At 61.8% G+C, this 20,095-nt stretch carries 16 protein-coding genes and 3 pseudogenes; 7 read left to right on the forward strand and 12 right to left on the reverse strand.

Annotated features, from left to right (window positions below; genetic code table 11):
* Window positions 1-11: 11 nt before the first annotated feature.
* Window positions 12-1,142 (reverse strand): type III PLP-dependent enzyme, encoded by a 1,131-nt coding sequence (locus tag ACQB61_RS13195; protein ID WP_430512987.1) that lies wholly within the window; start codon window positions 1,140-1,142, stop codon window positions 12-14.
* Window positions 1,143-1,840: 698 nt separating this feature from the next.
* Window positions 1,841-2,860 carry an EF-hand domain-containing protein gene (locus ACQB61_RS13200; RefSeq protein ID WP_430512988.1) on the reverse strand — a complete coding sequence of 340 codons (1,020 nt, stop codon included), beginning with the start codon at window positions 2,858-2,860 and terminating at the stop codon, window positions 1,841-1,843.
* A gap of 302 nt (window positions 2,861-3,162) precedes the next feature.
* On the opposite strand from ACQB61_RS13200, the pseudogene ACQB61_RS13205 reads away from it, so the two are divergent.
* From ACQB61_RS13205 to ACQB61_RS13215, 3 genes and pseudogenes are all read left to right on the forward strand, one after another.
* A pseudogene (locus ACQB61_RS13205) lies at window positions 3,163-3,890 on the forward strand (response regulator).
* Window positions 3,887-4,426 (forward strand): hypothetical protein, encoded by a 540-nt coding sequence (locus ACQB61_RS13210; RefSeq protein WP_430512989.1) that lies wholly within the window; start codon window positions 3,887-3,889, stop codon window positions 4,424-4,426. Before ACQB61_RS13205 ends, ACQB61_RS13210 begins: the two are co-directional and overlap by 4 nt.
* 17 nt (window positions 4,427-4,443) lie before the next feature.
* A complete protein-coding gene (locus ACQB61_RS13215) occupies window positions 4,444-5,367 on the forward strand; it encodes an ATP-binding protein (protein ID WP_430512990.1) in 924 nt (307 codons plus the stop codon).
* A 4-nt stretch (window positions 5,368-5,371) separates the two neighbouring features.
* Here the strand turns inward: ACQB61_RS13215 and ACQB61_RS13220 are convergent, their stop codons facing one another.
* The 4 genes from ACQB61_RS13220 to ACQB61_RS13235 form a co-directional block, all read right to left on the reverse strand.
* On the reverse strand, window positions 5,372-6,076 hold the full coding sequence (locus tag ACQB61_RS13220; protein WP_430512991.1) for a pseudouridine synthase: 705 nt from the start codon (window positions 6,074-6,076) through the stop codon (window positions 5,372-5,374).
* Window positions 6,073-7,173 carry a class I SAM-dependent methyltransferase gene (locus ACQB61_RS13225; RefSeq protein WP_430512992.1) on the reverse strand — a complete coding sequence of 367 codons (1,101 nt, stop codon included), beginning with the start codon at window positions 7,171-7,173 and terminating at the stop codon, window positions 6,073-6,075. The genes ACQB61_RS13220 and ACQB61_RS13225 overlap by 4 nt, the downstream gene beginning before the upstream one ends.
* A gap of 62 nt (window positions 7,174-7,235) precedes the next feature.
* Window positions 7,236-8,879: a methyl-accepting chemotaxis protein gene (locus ACQB61_RS13230; protein WP_430512993.1), complete on the reverse strand. Its 1,644-nt coding sequence runs from the start codon at window positions 8,877-8,879 to the stop codon at window positions 7,236-7,238.
* Between the two features lie 216 nt (window positions 8,880-9,095).
* A complete protein-coding gene (locus ACQB61_RS13235; RefSeq protein ID WP_430512994.1) occupies window positions 9,096-10,685 on the reverse strand; it encodes a peptide chain release factor 3 in 1,590 nt (529 codons plus the stop codon).
* Between the two features lie 259 nt (window positions 10,686-10,944).
* Between ACQB61_RS13235 and ACQB61_RS13240 the strand changes: the two genes are divergently transcribed.
* Window positions 10,945-11,502, forward strand: coding sequence for a DUF2585 domain-containing protein (locus ACQB61_RS13240; RefSeq protein WP_430512995.1), 558 nt, complete (start codon window positions 10,945-10,947; stop codon window positions 11,500-11,502).
* An 8-nt stretch (window positions 11,503-11,510) separates the two neighbouring features.
* On the opposite strand, the pseudogene ACQB61_RS13245 reads toward ACQB61_RS13240, so the two are convergent.
* Window positions 11,511-12,423: pseudogene (locus ACQB61_RS13245) on the reverse strand (LysR family transcriptional regulator).
* Window positions 12,424-12,504: 81 nt separating this feature from the next.
* Here ACQB61_RS13245 and ACQB61_RS13250 point away from each other — a divergent pair.
* On the forward strand, window positions 12,505-13,137 hold the full coding sequence (locus tag ACQB61_RS13250; RefSeq protein ID WP_430512996.1) for a class I SAM-dependent methyltransferase: 633 nt from the start codon (window positions 12,505-12,507) through the stop codon (window positions 13,135-13,137).
* A gap of 91 nt (window positions 13,138-13,228) precedes the next feature.
* Here the strand turns inward: ACQB61_RS13250 and ACQB61_RS13255 are convergent, their stop codons facing one another.
* Window positions 13,229-13,933: an AAA family ATPase gene (locus ACQB61_RS13255; RefSeq protein WP_430512997.1), complete on the reverse strand. Its 705-nt coding sequence runs from the start codon at window positions 13,931-13,933 to the stop codon at window positions 13,229-13,231.
* Window positions 13,934-14,339: 406 nt separating this feature from the next.
* Here ACQB61_RS13255 and ACQB61_RS13260 point away from each other — a divergent pair, with 406 nt between their 5' ends.
* Complete coding sequence (locus ACQB61_RS13260) at window positions 14,340-15,245, forward strand: alpha/beta hydrolase family protein (RefSeq protein ID WP_430512998.1); 906 nt, start codon at window positions 14,340-14,342, stop codon at window positions 15,243-15,245.
* On the opposite strand, the gene ACQB61_RS13265 is transcribed toward ACQB61_RS13260, so the two are convergent.
* Entirely contained in the window at window positions 15,143-16,276 is a 1,134-nt protein-coding gene (locus tag ACQB61_RS13265) for a GlxA family transcriptional regulator (RefSeq protein WP_430512999.1), read from the reverse strand. The two genes, ACQB61_RS13260 and ACQB61_RS13265, sit on opposite strands and share 103 nt — an antisense overlap.
* A gap of 164 nt (window positions 16,277-16,440) precedes the next feature.
* Between ACQB61_RS13265 and ACQB61_RS13270 the strand changes: the two are divergent.
* Window positions 16,441-17,270 (forward strand): annotated as a pseudogene (locus ACQB61_RS13270) (alpha/beta fold hydrolase).
* Between the two features lie 58 nt (window positions 17,271-17,328).
* Here the strand turns inward: ACQB61_RS13270 and ACQB61_RS13275 are convergent.
* Genes ACQB61_RS13275 through ACQB61_RS13285 form a run of 3 tightly spaced genes read right to left on the reverse strand, consistent with a single transcriptional unit; the run spans window position 17,329 to window position 20,041 of the window.
* Window positions 17,329-18,390: an ABC transporter ATP-binding protein gene (locus tag ACQB61_RS13275; protein ID WP_430513000.1), complete on the reverse strand. Its 1,062-nt coding sequence runs from the start codon at window positions 18,388-18,390 to the stop codon at window positions 17,329-17,331.
* A complete protein-coding gene (locus ACQB61_RS13280) occupies window positions 18,390-19,172 on the reverse strand; it encodes an ABC transporter permease (RefSeq protein ID WP_430513001.1) in 783 nt (260 codons plus the stop codon). The genes ACQB61_RS13275 and ACQB61_RS13280 overlap by 1 nt, the downstream gene beginning before the upstream one ends.
* A complete protein-coding gene (locus ACQB61_RS13285; RefSeq protein ID WP_430513002.1) occupies window positions 19,169-20,041 on the reverse strand; it encodes an ABC transporter permease in 873 nt (290 codons plus the stop codon). Before ACQB61_RS13285 ends, ACQB61_RS13280 begins: the two co-directional genes overlap by 4 nt.
* Window positions 20,042-20,095 lie beyond the last annotated feature (54 nt).

A 20,095-nucleotide genomic window follows, 5' to 3' on the forward strand; every position in this document is an offset into this window, starting at 1 on the left:
CACCTGATCCTTCAGATCACGTAGGATGCGAGAGCGGCGAAGCCGTTGAAGCCGACCGTGGAATAGGTCGTCGTGTAGGCACCGCAGGATTCGATCAGCACCTTGTCGCCGATGGACAGGGAGACCGGCAGCTCGTAGGGCGTCTTTTCGTAAAGAACGTCCACGCTGTCGCAGGTCGGGCCAGCCAGAACGCAGGGCGCAGTGGCATCGCCATCCTTCGGCGTGCGGATCGGGTAACGGATCGCCTCGTCCATGGTCTCGGCGAGGCCATGGAACTTGCCGATGTCCAGATAGACCCAGCGTACGGTGTCGTCAGCCGACTTGCGGGAAATCAGGACGACTTCCGCTTCGATCAGACCGGCGTCGCCCACCATGCCACGGCCCGGCTCGATGATCGTCTGCGGCAGGTTGTTGCCGAAATGATCGGTCAGAGCCTGGAAGATGGCGTTGCCATAGGCCGGAACACCCGGGACTTCCTTCAGGTAACGAGCCGGAAAGCCCCCGCCCATGTTGACCATCTTCAGCGCGATGCCACGGGTGGCGCACTCACGGAAGACACCGGCTGCCGTCGCCAGGGCGCTATCCCATGCGCCAAGGTTCGCCTGCTGGGAGCCGACGTGGAAGGATACGCCATAAGTCGTCAGACCGGCGCGGTGCGCAGCTTCCAGCACGTCCGGAGCCATTTCCGGAGCGCAGCCAAACTTGCGCGAAAGCGGCCACTCTGCGCCTGCGCCATCACACAGGATGCGGCAGAACACGCGCACGCCCGGTGCAGCGCGGACGATCTTCTCGACTTCGGCTTCGCAGTCTACGGCATAGAGGCGCACGCCCAATTCGAAGGCGCGGGCGATGTCGCGTTCCTTCTTGATGGTGTTGCCAAAGGAGATGCGGTCCGGGCTGGCACCGGCAGCCAAAGCCATCTCGATTTCGCCGACGGAGGCGCAATCGAAGGACGAGCCGAGTTCAGCCAGCAGGCTGAGGATCTCGGGGGCCGGGTTTGCCTTGACGGCATAATAGACGGAGGTGTCGGGCAGCGAACGGGCAAAAGCCTCGTAGTTCGACCGCACGACGTCAAGGTCAACAACAACGCAAGGACCATCTTCGGTGCGCTGGCGGAGGAATTCACGGATGCGATCGGTCATCGGGGTTCTCCCGTTCATCAAGTCTTGGCGCGAAGTCGTCCTTCCACTCGCCGCGGAGCCCTCCGGTATGGACAGGGAGGCTCGGCAAGAGGTGACGATCGGTCGAGCACGCAGCGGGGGCTGCACACTGTCCCGTTATGGGATGCCTTGGCTTGGAACTGGGATCGCTCCGCACGGCCGGCAATGAAGTAACAAGTGCCTCTTCAGTAACCCCGGGATGTGGAAACCCGGCAGAGACCAAAAAGCCCTCTTACGTCGTTGCTTTAAGCCGTCCGGTTTTGTCAGACCCCAAGAGTCGTAGTGGGGCTTGTCTGACTGCCACTGGAATTCATGGACGACCACGGGCACGTGCGAATTTGGGCAAGGCTTATTTGCGCTCATTCGTTGTCATGTTCAAGGGGTTTTTTGAATGAGGCGCAGATTTTTTCGTGAAGCCGGACACCTGAAAAAGTCAGGGCAAATGCCAGGTTTTCGCCACTTTTTTAGACGTGCAAACATCACGCGCAGAAGCCTGCCGCATAGCGGCGGCAGACCGTGGCAAGACGACACGGCTGCAGTTCCGGTCAAAGGCTTTTCACATAAGCACGAAGGGCCGCACTAGGGCGGCCCTTCGGCTGAGATCTGCCCGCCGTTCGGGGGCGAAGCTTGGCGGCTTTTGACGGACAGATCTGATTCCCGTTCAGGCGCGAGCCTCCAAATCAACCCTGGCGGTTCTGTGGGCCCATGCCCTTGCCGCCGCCATGACGGTCTCCGCGCCACTCGCCATGCGGGCCCTTGCCGCCCTTGCGGAAGTCGGCCTTGGTCAGCACGCCATCTGAATTACGATCCATGCGAGCGACGAGATCTGTGGTCCATGCCGCGTTTTCTTCGGCGGTGATGGTGAGGTCACCGTCGGTGTCGAGCCGCTGGAACATGCGCACCAGGCGAGGCTCGGCCATGCTGGCGAACAGCGCATCAAAGCCCTGCAGGTCGAAGCTGCCGGTGTTACCCGTATCTGCGAGGGCAAAGAGCTGGCCGCGCGCCTCATCAAACTCGGCACGTGTCACCGTGCCATCGCCGTTCACATCGAAGCGCTCGAACATCTCCATCATCCGCATGCCATGGCGGCCATGCGGCCCGCCCTCGCGGCCTTGACGATACGGCCCGTCTTCACGGCCCATTCGCATGCCTTCCGGCCCCTTGCCGTCCGGCCGGCCGCCAGCGCCGCCCCTGCCTTCCGGACCTCTGCCTTCCGGGCCCTTACCTTCTGGCCCCCGGGCGTCAGGGCCGCGCCCTTCTGGGCCGCGCGGCATCGGCTTCAGTTCACCGTTCCCGCCGCGGTCGAGCCGGGCGAACATGCGATCCGAGATGCGATCGAACTCGGCACGGGTCACCTTGCCATCGCCATCGCGGTCCAGCCGCTGGAAGGCGCGCACCTTCATCGGCTGCATTTCGGTGATGCGGTAGGTCTTGAATTCATCCAGAGTGACGCGGCCGTCCTTGTCGGCGTCAGCGGCCGAGAAGCGCTCCGCAACAGCAGCGTTCACTTCATCCTGTGTAATAGAGCCATCCTTGTTCTGGTCGAACATCTCGACCATGCGGCCGCCATCGCGCCCTCCATGATGTCCCTTGCCGCCCCAGCCCTTGGGGCCAAAGCTGTCAGCCAATGCGATCCCGGCCACAGAAGTGGCAAGCGCGGCGGCAATCGTGCCAATGGCAATGGTCTTGAGTGCGGTCATCGATCTTCTCCTTTTCCGGCCTGTCCGGATGTCTGCAGTGGCAAGGCGGACCTTGCGGTCTGAGCCTGGCGGTCTTCAGTGAAACCGCCGTGCCGTTCTGCGATGACTGGAACATAGGCGAGGGACCCGCGCCGGATTAGGGCAGGCTGGAGGCCCAAGTGTCGTGACCTGTGACAGGTCCGCCCTATTGAGACAGACTGTTACACTTTCCCCTGCCCCGCTGCGAAAAATGGCGCTACCTAGAGGATGAAGAACGGCGGCTTCAGCCCGCCAGCAGAGCACAATGAACCGGAATCAACCTGATGAGTGAGCCAAGCCCCCATATTCTTGTGGTCGATGACCACCGCGATATCCGGGAAACGCTCGCCCGCTATCTGGTCAAGAACGGTTACAGGGCCACCGCTGCAGAAAGCGCGGCCGCTGCCCGCAAGGCACTGAAGGCAGCCGTCATCGATCTGGTCGTGCTGGATGTGATGATGCCCGGCGAGGATGGCCTCAGCCTTTGCCGCAGCCTGGTCGATTCAGACGGTCCACCCATCATCCTGCTTACCGCCATGGCGGAGGAGACAGACCGGATCATCGGGCTGGAAATCGGCGCGGATGACTATGTCACCAAGCCTTTCAACCCGCGCGAGCTGCTGGCCCGCATCAAGGCCGTCCTGCGCCGCACCGCCAGCGTGCCCAAGCCCCGCGATCCGATCACGCAGGAGCGCCTCGTCTTTGAAGGCTTCACAGTGGACACCGCCCGGCGTGAACTCTTTGACCCGCAGGGGCACCAATTGCACTGTCCAGCGGCGAATTCCAGCTGCTGCTTGCCTTCCTCAAGCGCCCGCGCATGGTTCTGACCCGGGACCAGCTGATGGACCTGACGAGCGGGCGCACGCCTGGCGTCTTCGACCGGTCCATCGACAATCAGGTCAGCCGTCTGCGCCGCAAGATCGAGGAAGACCCGAAGGAACCGCGCATCATCAAGACTGTCTGGGGCGGCGGCTACATGTTTACCGCCGCCGTCGAGGAGCTTGACGCATGACCGCAGCAGGCTTCTTCCGCAAGTCCGGCACCTGTTTCAAGCGCCTGTGGCCGCGTAGCCTTGGCAGTCAGCTCATCGCGCTGCTTCTGATCGCCCTCATCGGTAGCCAGGCGGCGTCCATCTGGCTCTTTGCGGGAGAGCGGCGGCTTGCGATCTATGAGGCCATCGGCGACGGGGTGATTGTCCGCACTGCCTCTCTGGTACCGTTGCTGGAGACCTCCAGTGAAACGACCCGCACGCGGCTGCTCCAGGCCACCAGCTCGGTCATCACCCGCTTCTGGCTGGACCAGAAGCCGTCCGTGGACAGAGCGCCCGAGTCCGGCGCGGAACGGCGCCTTGCCGGAGCGCTGGCCGAGGAACTGGGGCAGGACCCGGGCATCCGTGCCGCGCTCAGTGCAGCCGGAAAAGCCCCTGAAAGGGAGGGCAGCAAGCCCCCGCGTGAAGAGCGGAAGAAACGCGACGAAGCGGGGAACCCAACCTTCAGAAGCTGGAAGAGCGTGAACGGCGCCGCGAGGAGCGGCTGCGCCACCGGCTGATTGCGATCGAATTTTCCGTGCCTCTCGCCGACGGGCAATGGCTCAACGTGCTCACCAGCCACCGCCCGCCGCCGCCCGGCGCCTTCTACACGCTTGTCCTGCAGATGGGCCTGATGGCTCTGGCAATCATCGCCATCGTCGCCTTCACAATCCGGCAGGTCTCCCGCCCCCTGCGCCAGCTGGCCGATGCGGCCGACAGGCTGGGACGGGGCGAAGACGTACCGCCGGTGCCGGAGGCGGGCCCGCGTGAGCTGCGCAGCACAATCTCCGCCTTCAACGCCATGCACGACCGGCTGAGCCGCTTTGTGGCAGATCGCACGCGCATGCTGGCCGCCATCAGCCATGACCTGCGCACGCCCATCACCTCGCTGCGCCTCAGGGCCGAGTTCATCGACGACGATGAAAACCGGGAGAAGATGATCGCTACGCTGGATGAGATGGCCGCAATGACGGAAGCGACCCTCGCCTTTGCGCGCGATGAGGCCGTCAGCGAGCCGCGTGAAGCAGTGGACCTCATCGCCGTTCTGGAAAGCCTTGCAGGTGACCAGTCCGACATGGGCCATGACGTACGCCTGGTGAAGACCGGGACAGATGCAGCACCGGTCACGCTGCCCTGCCGCCCGATGGCGCTAAAGCGTGCCCTGCGCAACCTGATCGAAAACGCCGTCCGCTATGGCGGCGCGGCCCGCATTTCCGTGGAGAAGGACAAGAGCGAAGTCTTCATCCGCGTCGAAGATGACGGCCCTGGCATTCCGGAAGACCGGATGGGCGACGTGTTCGAACCTTTCGTCCGGCTGGAGACATCCCGCAGCGGCGAGACGGGCGGCATCGGCCTCGGCCTTGCCATCGCCCGTTCCCTCATTCATGCCCACGGCGGCACTGTCACCCTCATCAACCGCCCCGAGGGCGGCCTCACCGCCACGGTGACGCTGCCGCTCTGACGGATCAAACCGTACCGAACACCTTTTCCACGTCCGTGGCATCCAGCAGACGCCACTTGCCTTCATCCACGCCCTCCAGCGACAGGTTGCCGATGCGGATGCGGGAAAGGGTATTCACGTGGTTGCCGGTGGCGGCGAACATGCGGCGGACCTGATGGTAACGGCCCTCGTGCAGCGTCAGCCGCACCTTCTGCGGGGTCAGAATCTCAAGTTCGGCAGGCTTCAACGGCTTGTCATCGCTCTCCAGCATCATCGTGCCGGAGGCGAACAGCTCGCGTTCATCCCCCTTAAGCGGCCGGTCCAGCTCAGCCTCATAAACCTTCGGCACCTCGGCCTTGGGTGAGATGATCCGGTGCAGCAGCGTGCCGTCATCGGTGAAGAGTAGCGCGCCGGTTGTCTCCCGGTCGAGACGTCCGACAGTGGACAGCACCGGCTTGCGGTAGCGGAACCGGTCGGGCAGAAGATCATAGACCAGACGGCCCTGATCTTTGGTCGAACATGTGTAGCCCACCGGCTTGTTCAGCAGCAGGATCATGCCCTGCGGCGGATCCAGAGGCTCATCGTCAAACAGGATGTCCTCATGCGCGGTCTTGGAATCTGCCTTGAGGCGCTGCCCGGTGCGGTCAGTCACCCAGCCGTTGCGAATGGCTATCTGCACTTCCTTGCGGGTGCCATAGCCGAGATTGGCGAGGAGCTTGACCAGTCTCATCGGCCGCGAGCCTTGCGTGCGTGGATTACCTTGTAGCCACCCTCGTCTGCCACCATGATTGCCTCGGCAAAGACTTCATTGATGACGCCCTCATAGGGGAGATGGCGGTTGGCGACGAGCCACAGATGCCCGCCCGGCTTCAGGGCCCGCGCCGCCGCACGCACGAAGCCCTGACCGATGTCCGTGCGCCCGGCCTTGCCGGTCTGGTGGAATGGCGGATTGGTGACGATGAAGTCATAGGTCTTGTTCAGCCCCTTGGTGACATCCACCCAGTGGAAGCCGAGACGGCGGCCAGTGGCTAGCGGTGTCACATTCTCCCGCGCCAAATCCAGCGCCCGCTGCTCAGCCTCATAGAGATCAAGCCCTGTCACCTTGGCGCAGCGCTTGAGAACCTCGGTGGAGAGATAGCCGAAGCCAGCCCCCAGATCTGCGCCTTCGCCAGAAAGGCTCGAAGGCAGATTTTCCGCCAGCAGCGCGGAAGCAGCATCGATGTGATCCCAGGCGAAAACGCCCGGACGGCTGACGAACCGTCCGTCCAGGATCGGGCGCACCGCATCCAGCTCCACCCATTCAGCCACCTGCGCGCTTTTGACGCGGGCCTCATCCTTGATGGCCCATGCGACACGGCACTTGGCCTTGGAGAGCTTGCCATCGAGGCCGGCAAGGCTTTCGAGATCGCCTTCAAGCGCCTTGCCGCCCTCCGCATTCGTGGCACAGACGACAATCAGCCCGCCCGGCGCAGCGCGGCGCACGGCATCTGCCAGCAGAGAACGGGCTTCCTGCTTTTGGCGCGGCGGCAGCACAAGAACCAGCGGATAGCCTTCGCCCTCCGCCTGATGCTGCACCGTGTAACCCTGGGCAGCCAGCGCGTCCCGGTCAGGCGCAAAGCTCTGCACCGGCACCAGCGCCCCCTCGGGCAGCTCTCTCAGGTCCGCCCCGGCTCGGGCACGCAGAAACAGAATGCTACCCCGCGCCTTGGGCAGGTCCAGCGTGCCGTTCAGAAAGGGAAGAAGGAGCGTTTCAAGAACAGGATCGGACATGGCGGCGCTTTCAATGCAGGCGGGCGGCAGTTCTACACTGCCGCCCGGCCGGTTCATCCGCTCTCATACAAGCCGCGGCGGGCAAGGTCAAAGCCGCCGTAAGCTGCGAGGCGGGCAGATCATGCAGCAGCAAGCCTGCGCACGAAGTCATCTACCGCGCGGCGCAGGGCATCCGTCTGGCTGCCCACCGCATGCGAGGAGGTCATGAGCCGCGCCGCAGTCTCATTCGTCTGAGCTACGGCGCTGCGCATCTGCTCCATGTTGCCCGTGACGTCGGAAGTGCGGGCGGAGGTGATCTGCGCATTGGAGGCGATTTCAGCAGTCGCCTGCCCCTGCTGCTCGACCGAGCGGCTGACGGCTTCGGCGTGCTCATCAATGGTGCGCATGATCTCGGTGATCTTCTCGATCGCCAGAACGGCATCATCCGTGGAAGCCTGAATGGCCGAGATCTGGCTGGAAATCTCGTCCGTCGCCTTGGCGGTCTGAGAGGCGAGCTGCTTCACCTCGGACGCCACAACCGCAAAGCCCTTGCCCATCTCGCCAGCCCGCGCCGCCTCGATTGTTGCGTTAAGCGCCAGAAGATTGGTCTGTGCGGCAATTTCCTGGATGAGCGTCACAACCTGGCCAATCTTGTCCGCCGCAACCGCAAGGCTGGTCACCTTCTGGTTCGTCGCTTCCGCCTGACGGGAGGCGTCATCCACCACCTTGGCTGTCGTCGTCACCTGCCGGGTGATTTCGCCGATGGAGGCGGACAGTTCCTCGGAGGCCGCAGCAACCGTTTCCACGTTGGAGGACGCCTGCAGCGCGGCATCGGCGGCAGCGCTCACCATGCCGTTGCTCTGACGGGCGGTCTCATCCATCGCCGAAACATCGCGGCTCAGTTCCACCGCCGCATTCTGCAGGGCATCGAAATAGCTGCCGGTCGTGGCGCGGAAGTCCTCGGCAAGACGGCGCATCAATTCGGCCTTCTCGGCCTGAGCCTCGTTTTCACGCCGGCGCACAGTCTCGGCAAGCTCCGCCTGCTCGGTGAGCGATTGGCGGAACCCGGCAAGAGCACCGCGCAAATCGCCCAGCTCATCCGCACTGGACCATTCCGGAAGCTTGTGAGACAGCTCTCCGCGCGACAGGGCACCGGCTGTTACCGCCAGTTCATCGGCGCGCACGGCAATGCGCGAGCGCAGGAACAGCCAGCCGCCAATCGCCGCCAAGAGGGTCGCGCCGATGGAAATAATCTGCAACAGCGCCACAAAGTCGGCGGCCTCACGCAGATCGGCGATACCCTCGGCCATCTCTGCCTTGATCAGCTCTTCCGCCTTGTCTGCTTCTGCGATCAGGATGTCGAAGGCCTTGTCAAACGCCTCGTCAGCGGCGCTGCCAGCAATATCCTTGCCCACATTCTGGTAACGCGTGCGGGCAACCTCCTCAAAGACATCGATCTCCTTGAGAACATCCTGCATCACGTTGCGCACTTCGGCAGATTCCGTAGCATAGAACCGGCCTTCATCATTGGCGCCGCCATTCATGATAGCGCTGGCAAAGAAGCGCGATTCCTTCAGATGGTCCCAGACTTCATTGATATCCTCGCCTCCGTCTCCGGTCATGATTTCCTCGAAGACCAGATGGGCATGGGTGGCTGTCAGCTTGATCTCCATCGCAGCGTCAGCGAGCGGCGCAAGCCTTTCTCCGACATGAAGACCCTCATCAGCCAGTCTTGCACTCTGAACAAAGGTCAACACACCCGTCACAACAACGACGGCTGCCATTGCGGAAAAAATACTCAGCAGCTTACCTGAAACACGCATCCCGCAACCCCTCTTTGGTGCACGTGTGAACGGACCACACCGCATGAGATGATGCGCGATAGACGTTACGACAACCTTATCTTCTCATTTCATTCTAACTGGCAGTTATAACAATATAATACATTTCAAGTTGCCACCGAAACCGCGGCTCAACCTTTCCGGCGGTCAGTTCAACATTCAGGCACTGTGCACAATCTCGCGGGTCTCACGGAAACCGATATCCGGGTTCTTTTCCCCTACGTAATTGACTTCCCAGCCACTTTTGAACAGGAACACTGGCTTGTCATCACGGTCGAGAGCGACGCTCATGCGGTTGGCCTCGATGAACTTCTGCAGCTTCACCGGATCCTCGCATTCGATCCAGCGCGCCGTCGTATAGGGTACGGTTTCGAAGCCGATTTCAGTGCTATACTCGTTCTTTAGGCGGTCAACGACCACGTCGAGCTGTAGCATGCCGACGACGCCGACGATCCAGTTCGAGCCAAGATCCGGCTTGAAAATCTGCACCAGACCCTCTTCCGCAAGATCCGAAAGGCCCTGACGCATCTGCTTGACGCGCATGGTGTCAGACAGGCGTACACGGCGCAGCACTTCCGGAGCGAAGGCAGGCAGGCCGGTGACGTGGATTTCCTCGCCCTCCGTCAGCGTATCGCCCACGCGCAGCTGGCCATGGTTCGGCACACCGATCACGTCGCCGGGATATGCCTCATCCGCGATTTCACGCTCCTCGGCGAAGAACAGGATTGGCGCCGAAACGGCAATGCTCTTGCCCGCACGTACATGCTTGAGCCGCATGCCGCGTTTGAAGGTGCCTGAACAAAGACGCACGAAGGCGATGCGGTCGCGGTGCTTGGGGTCCATGTTGGCCTGCACCTTGAAGACGAAGCCCGTCACCTCAGGCTCGTCCGGGCTGATTGTCCGCCCGCCTGTCGCCGCCTGCGAATGGGGTGCCGGAGCGTATTCGGCGATGAAGTCAAGAAGATCGTTAATGCCATAGTCACGCAGGGCAGAGCCGAAGAACACCGGCGTCAGATGCCCCTCCAGGAAGCTTTCCCGGTCGAACTGGGTATAGCCTTCCGCGCCAAGCTCAACATTCTCCGCCAGCTCACCCATGATCCGGTCAAACACCCAATCCTTCAGAACCGGGTCTTCCAGGCCGGACACCTCCAGCGTGCGGGCGTAGGGGCCTCCGCGTTCGCCGGAGGATGTCTGGAACGTCTTGCGCTGCCAGTCGTAGATGCCGAAGAAATCCGAACCCATGCCCACCGGCCAGGTCATTGGCGAAACGTCAAGCGCCAGCGCCTCCTGCACCTCGTCGAGGATCTCCAGCGCATGGCGCCCTTCACGGTCGATCTTGTTGACGAAGGTGATGATCGGAATGTCGCGCAGGCGGCAGACCTCGAACAGCTTGCGCGTCTGGGTTTCAATGCCTTTGGCCGCGTCGATCACCATGATCGCCGCATCCACCGCCGTCAGCGTGCGGTAGGTGTCTTCGGAAAAGTCCTCGTGACCCGGCGTGTCGAGCAGGTTGTAGATGATGCCGCCGCGCTCGAAGGTCATCACGGACGAAGACACCGAGATGCCGCGCTCCTGCTCGATCTTCATCCAGTCGGACCGGGCGCGGCGGCGCTCTCCGCGCGCGCGCACCTGACCGGCTGCCCGAATGGCGCCGCCTGAAAGGAGCAGCTTTTCCGTCAGCGTCGTCTTGCCGGCGTCCGGATGCGAGATGATCGCAAAGGTACGGCGGGTCAGATAGGGGGCGGTCATGGTCGGCTCCTAGGCGAGAGGCGGGGCACAGGCGAAGCATGGGCGGACAAGGCAGCGCGTGGGCGCCAGGCCGCAGGCTTCAGCCGGCTGGGTCTGTCATTGGCGCAAGGTCATAGAGCCAGCAGCGCCAGAATGCCAGCACAGAATAAGGCTTTCCCGCCGCTTCCCGGCCCTGCCGCCATGCCATCTTGCAGCGCCTCTGGTCAGCGCAGGCGCCTGCAGCTAAGGATGATATGGGCAGTTTCAACAGGAGAGCCATTTGTCCGCACGTGCGTCTTTCATTACCGGCCTTATTCTTCTGGCCGCCACCGCCGCAATCCTGCTCGCCATGGGCCGGATTCCCATCTGCGAATGCGGCTACGTCAAGTTCTGGACACCTGCCAGCGATGTCTCAGGCTCGTCCCAGCACATTGCCGACTGGTACACCCCATCACACATCATCCACGGCTTCCTGTTCTTTGCTCTGGCATGGCTTGTGATGCGCAGCCGTCCGCTGGGCGAAAAGGCACTGCTCGCCATCGTCATCGAGGCCTCCTGGGAAATCGTCGAGAACAGCCCCTGGGTCATCGACCGCTACCGCGAAGCAACTATTGCCGTTGGCTACACCGGCGACAGCGTGCTGAACTCAATCGCCGATATCCTCTGGATGCTCGCAGGCTTCTGGTTTGCTGCCCGCATGCCGGTCTGGCTCACCGTTGCCACCGCCATCGCCTTCGAGCTGATCGCTCTCTGGGTCATTCGCGACAACCTGACCCTCAACGTGATCATGCTGCTTTACCCGCTGGAGGCCATCAAGGTCTGGCAGGGAGGGGCGTGAGGGGGCAGTCAGCGCAGCTCCGGCTGGGCTGACAATGCCTTTGCCAGGACATCGAATACAAGCCGGATCCGGGGGCTGGTGTGGAGCTCACGGTGCGTGACCAGCCAGATCGGAAAGCTGATGCTGATTTCATCGGGCAGTACCACCTCGACCTCCGGAGCGAAGGGGATGAAATCAACAGCCATGAAGCCGTACCCGAATCCATGACGCACCGCTTCCCAGGCGGCTGTGCCGCTGGCCGAACTGAAACGGAGGTCCCGTTCAGCCGCCTGGATGCCAAACATCTTCAGATACCTGATCATTTCAGCCTTGTTGCCGAACGCGACGAAAGGCTGACCGGTCAGAGCAGCGGCCGTTTCCGGACGCCCTGCCTGATCAAGAAAGCTACGCGCGGCGTAAAGATGGGCGCTCGTGTGCCGTAACAGTCGCCCGATCAGGTCTCCCCTCCGGCCGGACATGACGGACGGCGATGTCTGCCTCGCGCCGCTTCAGATCGCTGATTTCGTTGGAGCAGATCAGCTCGATTTCCAGGCCCGGCGCAATGGCATGCAGATGGCGCAGGACAGGCGGCAGCAGATAATGGGCAAACATGTCTGAGGCCGAGATGCTGACCGGCCCGGCCACGGCCTGAGCCTGACCTGAGGCCAAGAGACTGAGCCGCAGGCCTGCTTCCGCCATTGACCGGGCCGCTTCCACAATCTGCCTGCCCGTTTCCGTCAGGACGAGCGTGCGCCCCGTCCGCTCCACCAGAACAAGGCCAAGCTCCTGCTCCAATGCGGCAATCTGGCGGCCGACAGTCGGCTGGGTAAGCCCAAGCGCCTTGCCAGCAGCAGAAAGAGAGCCGAAATCCGCCACCGCGGCCAGCGCACGGGCATGGTTCCAGTCGAAAGCGAGTTTTGACCAATTCATGCATTTTTGCATATCATGATTACATGAAACCGCAATTTCAATTTTTTCCGTATGGATCTACCAAGGAGTCAGACAAGCACGCAGGGACAGCAGATGAGCAGTGACGCAAGGTTTTGGGACAGGGCGGCGGAGAAATATGCGCGCTCCCCCATCAAGGACGTGAGATCCTACGAATACACTCTCGAAAGAACGCGCAGTTTCCTGCCGCCTCATGCCAGTGTGCTGGAAGTCGGCTGCGGCACCGGCACGACCGCCTTGCACCTCGCAGGAGCAGCGGCTCACATTCTGGGCACGGATATTTCTGCCGCCATGATTGCAATCGCAAGACAAAAGCTTGCGGATCCAGATGCGCCGGCCAACCTCACATTCGAGGTTGCCGCACTCGATGATGACAGCCTGCCGGAAGGCCCCTTCGATGCGGTCATGGCTTTCAATACCCTGCACCTGTCGCGTAATCTTGAGGCAGCTCTGTCAGCTCTTGGCAGACGGGTCCGTCCTGGAGGGCTGTTCATCTCCAAAACCGTCTGTCTGTCAGATTCACCCTATCGTTTGCTCCGGCCCGTGCTGGGCTTGATGAAGCTCGCAGGCAAGGCCCCGCATGTGCTTTTTCTATCCCGGAAGCTTCTTGAGGACCGGGTCAAAGCACATGGATTTGAAATCCTGGAGACAGGCGATTTTCCGGCCAGCCCGCCCTGCCATTTCATCGTGGCGCGGCGCATGGCGTGAGGTTCGTCCATCCCGGCCAATGGCACCCGGTCTGCAGAGCGGCCCGGCCTGTTCCAGCCGGGCCTCATTTCATCTTGCCATCGGCAAGCGGTCAGGACGCCTTGCGGAACCAGTCGTACCAGCGGCGCTGCTGGCGGGCCTCTACACGCTCCAGCACTTCCGCTGCGAACTGGGCAGCGTTGTCCCGCGCCTTGTCGAGGTTCGTTACCAGCTTGGGATCAAGCGATGCGAGACTGCCGCCGAATTCAAACATGTCGCGGTACGCCGCCCGCTCGACAATCGCGGTCATGAGCACGTCAATTCCGCTCACCGCGAGATGATCCTGCACGGCCTTGAGGGCACGCGTCGTCACGGCAGCATTGGTACGGCTCAGCACGACGCAGTGACGGATGTCGTGACGGACGATCTCTTCCAGCTTGGCGATAAGGCGCAGGATCTTGGCCCCGCCCCTTGCATCCATGGACGAGCCCTGGATCGGCACCACCACCAGATCGGATACAGACAAGGCATTGGCAACCAGCAGGTTCTCTGTGCCCTCCAGATCAACGATCACGTAATCGGTAGCGGCAGATGCCTCGATGATCTGTTCCGTGATCGTCGCGGGCGTAAGCTGGCTCTGCACCGAAATATTGGCATGGCGCCCCGGCAGATCCGACCAGGTGGAGATCCAGCGTTGCGGGTCAGCGTCAAAGATGGTGACGGTCTGCCCCCTCTCGGCGATCTCCGTGGCGAGCAGCAATGCTGCTGTCGTCTTGCCGGCCCCGCCTTTGGCATTTGCGAAGGAAATAACGGGCATCTGGTCTCTCCTGGATCTGCGGCAGCTGGCGCCTTGCAGGCTGCCTCTCCCAGGAGCGATTACATTACTCCATGGTTAACAAATTCATAACCGCCCTGCAAAATGCAATTTACTGCAATTAATGCGCACTTAATTCAGCAAGTTTGACAGACATCAGGCACAAACAACATTGGCAGATAGAACAGTAACTGCCGGCATCAGCGAGAATCAATCTCGTCATCTGGACGGCACAAACAAACTGGAAAGTGTTCCTTGGCGAAGCGGCTGCGTGTTCAAAACTGCCATTAATCGTTTGTCAGGCCCCTCCCCCGCCGTTATCTCTTGGCACCATGAGCTGTATGTCAGACGCCTTCCGCAATTTCAGCCGGCGTGGAGGATACAGCGCCGCTCTCAACCGGATGCCGCAATGAACGCAAGACCTTCCCGCTTCCTTGCCGGGCTGAGTGCCCTTCTTGTGGCCACAAGCCTTTCCCTTGCCCCTGCAGCGGCCCGCTCGCTGGCTCCCTACAAGGATGACCTTTTCGCCTACCCGGGACTGCTCAACAGCTATCACGATGGCGATTTTGAAGTCGTCGCCTATGACAAGGCACGCGACATTCACCAGCGCGACAAGGAGCCGGAGCGCGAGGTCTGGGGCAACTATGTTTCCTATCATCCGCGCAGCAGCCAGGAAGACATGGAACTGCAGGCCAATGGCCGGGCGGTGAAATATATGGCTGCCGGAAAGACCGATGGCGGCGCGGCGTTTGTTGTCATCTATGTCCACGGTCAGGGCGGCAATCGCTTTCAGGGCATGAACGACCTGACTTTCGGCGGCAACTTCAACCGCATCAAGAACCTGATGTCCCGCAACGGCGGCGTCTACATCACCCCCGACTTCACAGACTTCGGCGCAGAAGGCACGAAGGATGTGGAAGCAATCATCGACGCCTATGCCGCCAACTCACCGGGCGCAAAGATCTTCGTTGCCTGCGGCTCCATGGGCGGCATCCTGTGCTGGAACTTTGCAAAATCCCCAGCCACGGCACGCAAGCTCTCGGGCCTGCTGTTTTTCGGCGCGCCCAAGGACGAAGGCATTTTCAGCAGCCGCATCTTGAAGGATCCGGCCCTGCGCTTGCCCATCTACATGGGGCACGGCAGCTGGGACAAGGTCTACAACTGGGAAGAACAGGTTCAGTTCTTCGAGCAGATCCGCGCGAAGGCCCCCGGCTACCCGGTTCGCTTCGCCCTGTTCGAGACCGGCACCCACGGCACCCCGATCCGCATGACCGACTGGCGCCTCATCCTCAACTGGATGATCTCAAAGCGTTGAGCTCTCACACTTGCGCCCTTCCAGGGGCCCTCTGAGGCGATGCCGAACTGCTGGCGGTAGGCGGCAGGTGGCAGGCCTGTGAGCTTCTGGAACACCTTGCGAAAAGCTGCCGGGTCAGAATAGCCGACATCCCACGCAATCCGGTCGACAGGCGTCAATGTGCGCTCCAGAGCCTCCCGGGCCTTGGCGATGCGGACCTGCTGCAGGTATTCGACGGGAGACAGCCCTGTAGCAGCGGAGAAGCGGCGCAGAAAGGTACGTGCTGTCATGCCCGCAGTGGCGGCAAGACCGGTGACACCTTGCAGGCTGGCAGCCTCGGCATGGATCCGGTGCTGGCATTGCCGGATCGCATCGTCGCCATGGTCCAGCCGCGGTATGAACTGCGCAAACGGACGCTGGCTCTGACGAGGCGGCTCGATCAGCAGAAATCTGGCCGTGGCCAGCATCGTCGCAGGCCCCAGCAGCCGTCCAACCAGCGTCAGCCCCAGATCGGCCCAGGCAAGAATACCTCCGGCCGTCATGATGTCCCCTTCGTCGACCACCATGTTCTCGTCGGCCAGGTGCACCTTGGGAAACCGTTGCGCCAGCTGTTGAGCGAAGGCCCAATGCGTCGTGGCGCGGCGTCCGTCAATCAGCCCGGTCTCAGCCAGAACGAACGCACCGGCACAGACCGAGCAGAGCGTCGTCCCGGACCTGTGCTGCTCCTTCATCCAGCGCGCGGCCGTTGGCATTTGCGCCATGCGGTCCGGCATGATCAGGCTCGGTGGAGCAATCACGTGGCTCAACCGGTGCGGCTCGCCGGGATGACTGTCCCACACGGGCTCCACCCCTGCTTCGCTTGCCTGCCAGTGAGAAACACGGATGCCGCGCGGCGGTTCACCAGTCCACTCGCCCGCAATACGGAACAGGTCCGTCAGCCCGTAGACTGCAGCAAGCTGGCAGTCCGGATAGATCAGAAGGCCGATCTCGGCCACGAGCGCAGGCGCCTGCATCATTGTCCGTTTTGCCCCGTCAAATGTCTTTTTCGCCACGCCCTTTCCTACCGGCTACGGCGTAGCTTGTCCATGCCAGACAGAAAGGGATCGCAATGACCTTCGACCTCACACGGCGAACTCTTCTTTCCACCGGGGCAGCAGGAGCCGCCCTTCTGATACTGAACCGGGCCACGAGCGCCCAGGCACAAGGAGCATTGACCATGGCTACGATCAAAACGCAGGACGGAACCAACATCTTCTACAAGGATTGGGGCCCGAAGGACGCCCAGCCGGTTGTTTTCCATCACGGCTGGCCGCTGTCCGGCGACGACTGGGACAATCAGATGCTGTATTTCCTGGAGCAGGGCTACCGCGTCATCGCCCACGACCGCCGCGGCCATGGCCGCTCCGACCAGACGGACACCGGCAATGATATGGATACCTACGCCAATGACGTGGTTGAGCTGGCCCGCGCCTTGAACCTCAAGAACGCAATCCACATCGGCCATTCGACCGGTGGCGGTGAAGTGGCACGTTACGCCGCCCGTGCCGAAAAGGGCCGCATCGCAAAGGCTGTCCTGATCGGTGCGGTTCCGCCGGTGATGGTGAAGTCGAAGCCAATCCTGACGGCATCCCGCTCGAAGTCTTCGACGGCTTCCGCGCAGCCCTCATTGCCAACCGCGCACAGTTCTTCCTCGACATCCCGAGTGGGCCGTTCTTCGGCTTCAACCGGGAGGGCGCCAAGGTCAGCCAGGGTCAGATCCAGAACTGGTGGAGACAGGGCATGATGGGCGGCGCCAAGGCCCATTACGACTGCATCAAGGCCTTCTCGGAGACCGACTTCACCGAAGACCTGAAGGCCCTCACCATCCCGGTCCTGTTGATGCATGGCGAGGATGACCAGATCGTCCCGATCTCCAACTCTGCACACAAGGCCATCAAGCTTCTGAAGAATGGAACGCTGAAGACCTATCCGGGCCTCTCGCATGCCCCCTTCGCGACCCATCCCGAGGTGATCAACCCAGACCTGCTGGCCTTTGCCCGCGCCTGATCACCTGCACTGCGAGAGCACCTTGGGCCGCCATCCGGTGGCCCAAGGTCAAGTTCTGTTACCCCTGCAGCACGATCAGGTCGCGCGAGGCGAAGCCGATTTCGATCGTGGAGCCTGCAGACGGAGGCGGAGCATCGCTGCGGTTGAAGGTGTCGAGCGACACTTTCGTACCCGCCACATCCAGCTTCAGGCGGATGATAGCTCCCATGAAATGCACATCCTCCACCGTGGCTGGCAGAAGAACGTCATCCTCAGTACCTCGGCCCAGATGCAGGGCCTCGGGCCGCAGCGCTACAGAGAGTGCCTCATCCTTGCGGGCAGCAAGGCCGCCTTCCGTCAAGGTGATTTCACGCCCGGCAAGGCTGATGATGCCCTTCTCCCCGTCCACAGCCTTCGCCTCGAACGTGTTGAGCGTGCCGACGAAATTGGCAACGAACCGCGTTCTCGGGTGGCTGTAGATCTCGAAGGGATTGCCCACCTGCTCGGCCACGCCGCCATACATGACGACGATACGGTCCGACATGGACAGCGCCTCTTCCTGGTCATGGGTGACGAAGATGGTCGTGATGCCCAGTTCCTTCTGGATCTCGCGGATTTCGTTGCGCAGGCTGACGCGGATCTTGGCGTCAAGCGCCGACAGCGGCTCGTCCAGCAGCAGCACGTTGGGGCTCGGCGCAAGCGCACGAGCCAGAGCCACGCGCTGCTGCTGGCCACCTGACAGCTGGAACGGATAACGCCCGCCCAGATCCGGAAGGCCGATCAGCTTCAGCATCTCCGCCACACGGGCATCGGTCTCGGCTTTCGGCACGCGCTTGATCTTCAGACCAAAGGCGACATTCTGCGCCACCGTCATGTTGGGAAACAGGGCATAGGCCTGGAATACCATGCCGATGTTGCGGGCATTCGGCTTGGTATTCGTGACATCCTGCCCGCCGATTTCGATTGTGCCGGATGTCGGCGTTTCAAAACCGGCGACCATGCGCAGCACGGTCGTCTTGCCGCAACCCGAAGGCCCCAGAAGCGAGATGAATTCACCGGCGCCAACGGACAAGGAGAAGTCCTTGACGACGGTGTTGAGCCCGAAGGACTTTTGCAGGTTCTTGAGTTCGAGAAAAGCCATCAGCGTCGAGCCTGTAGATGTTTGGAGAAGCGGGCGGCCAGCTGGATCAGCGCCATGCAGCCCCATGTGATGGCAAAGGCGATCACCGCCAGCGCCGCCGGCTCATAGGCACGGTTGACGCCAAGGCTTGCCATGAAGGGTCCGAAGGCCGGACGGTTCAGAAGCGCTGCCATGGTGAATTCGCCGATGACGATGGCGAAGGTCAGGAAGGCCCCCGAAAGCACCGAGATCAGCACGTTGGGCAGGATCACGCGGAAAAGGATCGTCGTCCATCCGGCACCAAGGCTCATGGCCGCTTCCGTCAGCGTCGCCACGTCGATGGTTCTGAGCCCCGTATCCACCGCACGGTACATGTAGGGCAGCGCCAGCATCACATAACCGCACATGAGCAGGATGTTGGTGCCCCAGATGCTGCCCGTCAGCGGCAGGAAGGACGAGGTGTTGTAGAGCCGGATGTAGCCGAAGACCACGATGATGGCCGGGATCACCAGCGGCAGCAGGGTGATGAATTCCACCCATGGCCGGGCAGCGGGCAGCTTCAGCCGCACCCAGAAGGCCGTCGGCACCACCAGCAGAACACCGGCAATGATCGTCGCCAGCGCCATCGAGACCGAATAGACGAAAGTCTCCTGAAAGCGCGGGTCGGCAAGGACGGCCACATAGGCATCGAAGGAATAAGCAGCGCGCCGCATCCGCAGGCTGAACTCCGTCATGCCGATCAGCGGCAGGGCGAAGAAGATGCAGCCGAGAAGGAGCATGCCCCAGGCGAGAAGACGGTTCACTTGAGCCACCTTTCACTGCGCACCCGCAGCCAGATGTAGAGCCCGTTGGCAACGCCGGTGATGACGATCATGCCGAAGGCGAGCGCATAGCCCAGATGCGGATTACCCAGAACGTCGCCGCGGATCTGCGCAAACAGCTTGATCGGCACAATGTTGAACTGCGGCCCGGCCAGCGCGAATGCCGTTGCGATGGCGCCGAAGGAATTGGCGAAAAGCAGCGCAAACGTGCCGAGGAACGACGGGAACAGGATCGGTATAGCCACCATGCGCCAGTATTGCGCCGTGGTCGCGCCCAGGATCGACGCCGCTTCCTTCCACTCGCGCTTCAGGCCATCCAGCGCCGGTGCGATCATCAGGATCATCAGCGGGATCTGGAAGAACAGATAGACGACCACCAGTCCCCAGAAAGACAGAAGGTTGAAGCCAAGCCCGCGCAGGTTGATGCCGAATTCGGTCCTGAGCCACATGGTGACAAGGCCAACAGGCCCGAGGGTCGCCAGAAAGGCGAAGGCCAGAGGCACACCCGCAAAGTTGGACGCAACGCCGGAAAAAGTCATCAGCGCCGAGCGCACCCGTGCAGGCAGTCCGCCGAGGATGACCGCAGACGCCATGGCAAAGCCGATCAGGCAACCCAGTAGCGAGGTCACGAGGCTGAGCTGGATCGACACCCAGTAGGAAGACTTGATGGAGTCTGTGTTCAGGCCACGGATGTTTTCAAGGGTGAAACTGCCATCGGGTGTCTGGAACGCACCCAGCACGATTTGCAAGGCTGGCAGGATCAGGAACAGGAACGCAAAGAGCGTGAAGGGAGCAAGGCCGAGCCAATTGAGATTCAATCGGAACGCACTTGTCCTTGTCGGTTTCGTCATAAGGCTGAGCCCCCGAGGTCGCCTTGTGAAACGCATGCCAGCCACACGCAGGTA

It is taken from the genome of Pannonibacter phragmitetus (assembly GCF_050510895.1).
GTDB classification, from domain to species: Bacteria; Pseudomonadota; Alphaproteobacteria; order Rhizobiales; family Stappiaceae; genus Pannonibacter; species Pannonibacter phragmitetus_B.

Coding starts and splice junctions, on each gene's coding strand:
- ACQB61_RS13195 (WP_430512987.1), bottom strand. CDS start 1,142: ATGACCGATCGCATCCGTGAATTCCTCCGCCAGCGCACCGAAGATGGT.
- ACQB61_RS13200 (WP_430512988.1), bottom strand. CDS start 2,860: ATGACCGCACTCAAGACCATTGCCATTGGCACGATTGCCGCCGCGCTT.
- ACQB61_RS13210 (WP_430512989.1), top strand. CDS start 3,887: ATGACCGCAGCAGGCTTCTTCCGCAAGTCCGGCACCTGTTTCAAGCGC.
- ACQB61_RS13220 (WP_430512991.1), bottom strand. CDS start 6,076: ATGAGACTGGTCAAGCTCCTCGCCAATCTCGGCTATGGCACCCGCAAG.
- ACQB61_RS13225 (WP_430512992.1), bottom strand. CDS start 7,173: ATGAACCGGCCGGGCGGCAGTGTAGAACTGCCGCCCGCCTGCATTGAA.
- ACQB61_RS13230 (WP_430512993.1), bottom strand. CDS start 8,879: ATGGCAGCCGTCGTTGTTGTGACGGGTGTGTTGACCTTTGTTCAGAGT.
- ACQB61_RS13235 (WP_430512994.1), bottom strand. CDS start 10,685: ATGACCGCCCCCTATCTGACCCGCCGTACCTTTGCGATCATCTCGCAT.
- ACQB61_RS13250 (WP_430512996.1), top strand. CDS start 12,505: ATGAGCAGTGACGCAAGGTTTTGGGACAGGGCGGCGGAGAAATATGCG.
- ACQB61_RS13255 (WP_430512997.1), bottom strand. CDS start 13,933: ATGCCCGTTATTTCCTTCGCAAATGCCAAAGGCGGGGCCGGCAAGACG.
- ACQB61_RS13260 (WP_430512998.1), top strand. CDS start 14,340: ATGAACGCAAGACCTTCCCGCTTCCTTGCCGGGCTGAGTGCCCTTCTT.
- ACQB61_RS13275 (WP_430513000.1), bottom strand. CDS start 18,390: ATGGCTTTTCTCGAACTCAAGAACCTGCAAAAGTCCTTCGGGCTCAAC.
- ACQB61_RS13285 (WP_430513002.1), bottom strand. CDS start 20,041: ATGACGAAACCGACAAGGACAAGTGCGTTCCGATTGAATCTCAATTGG.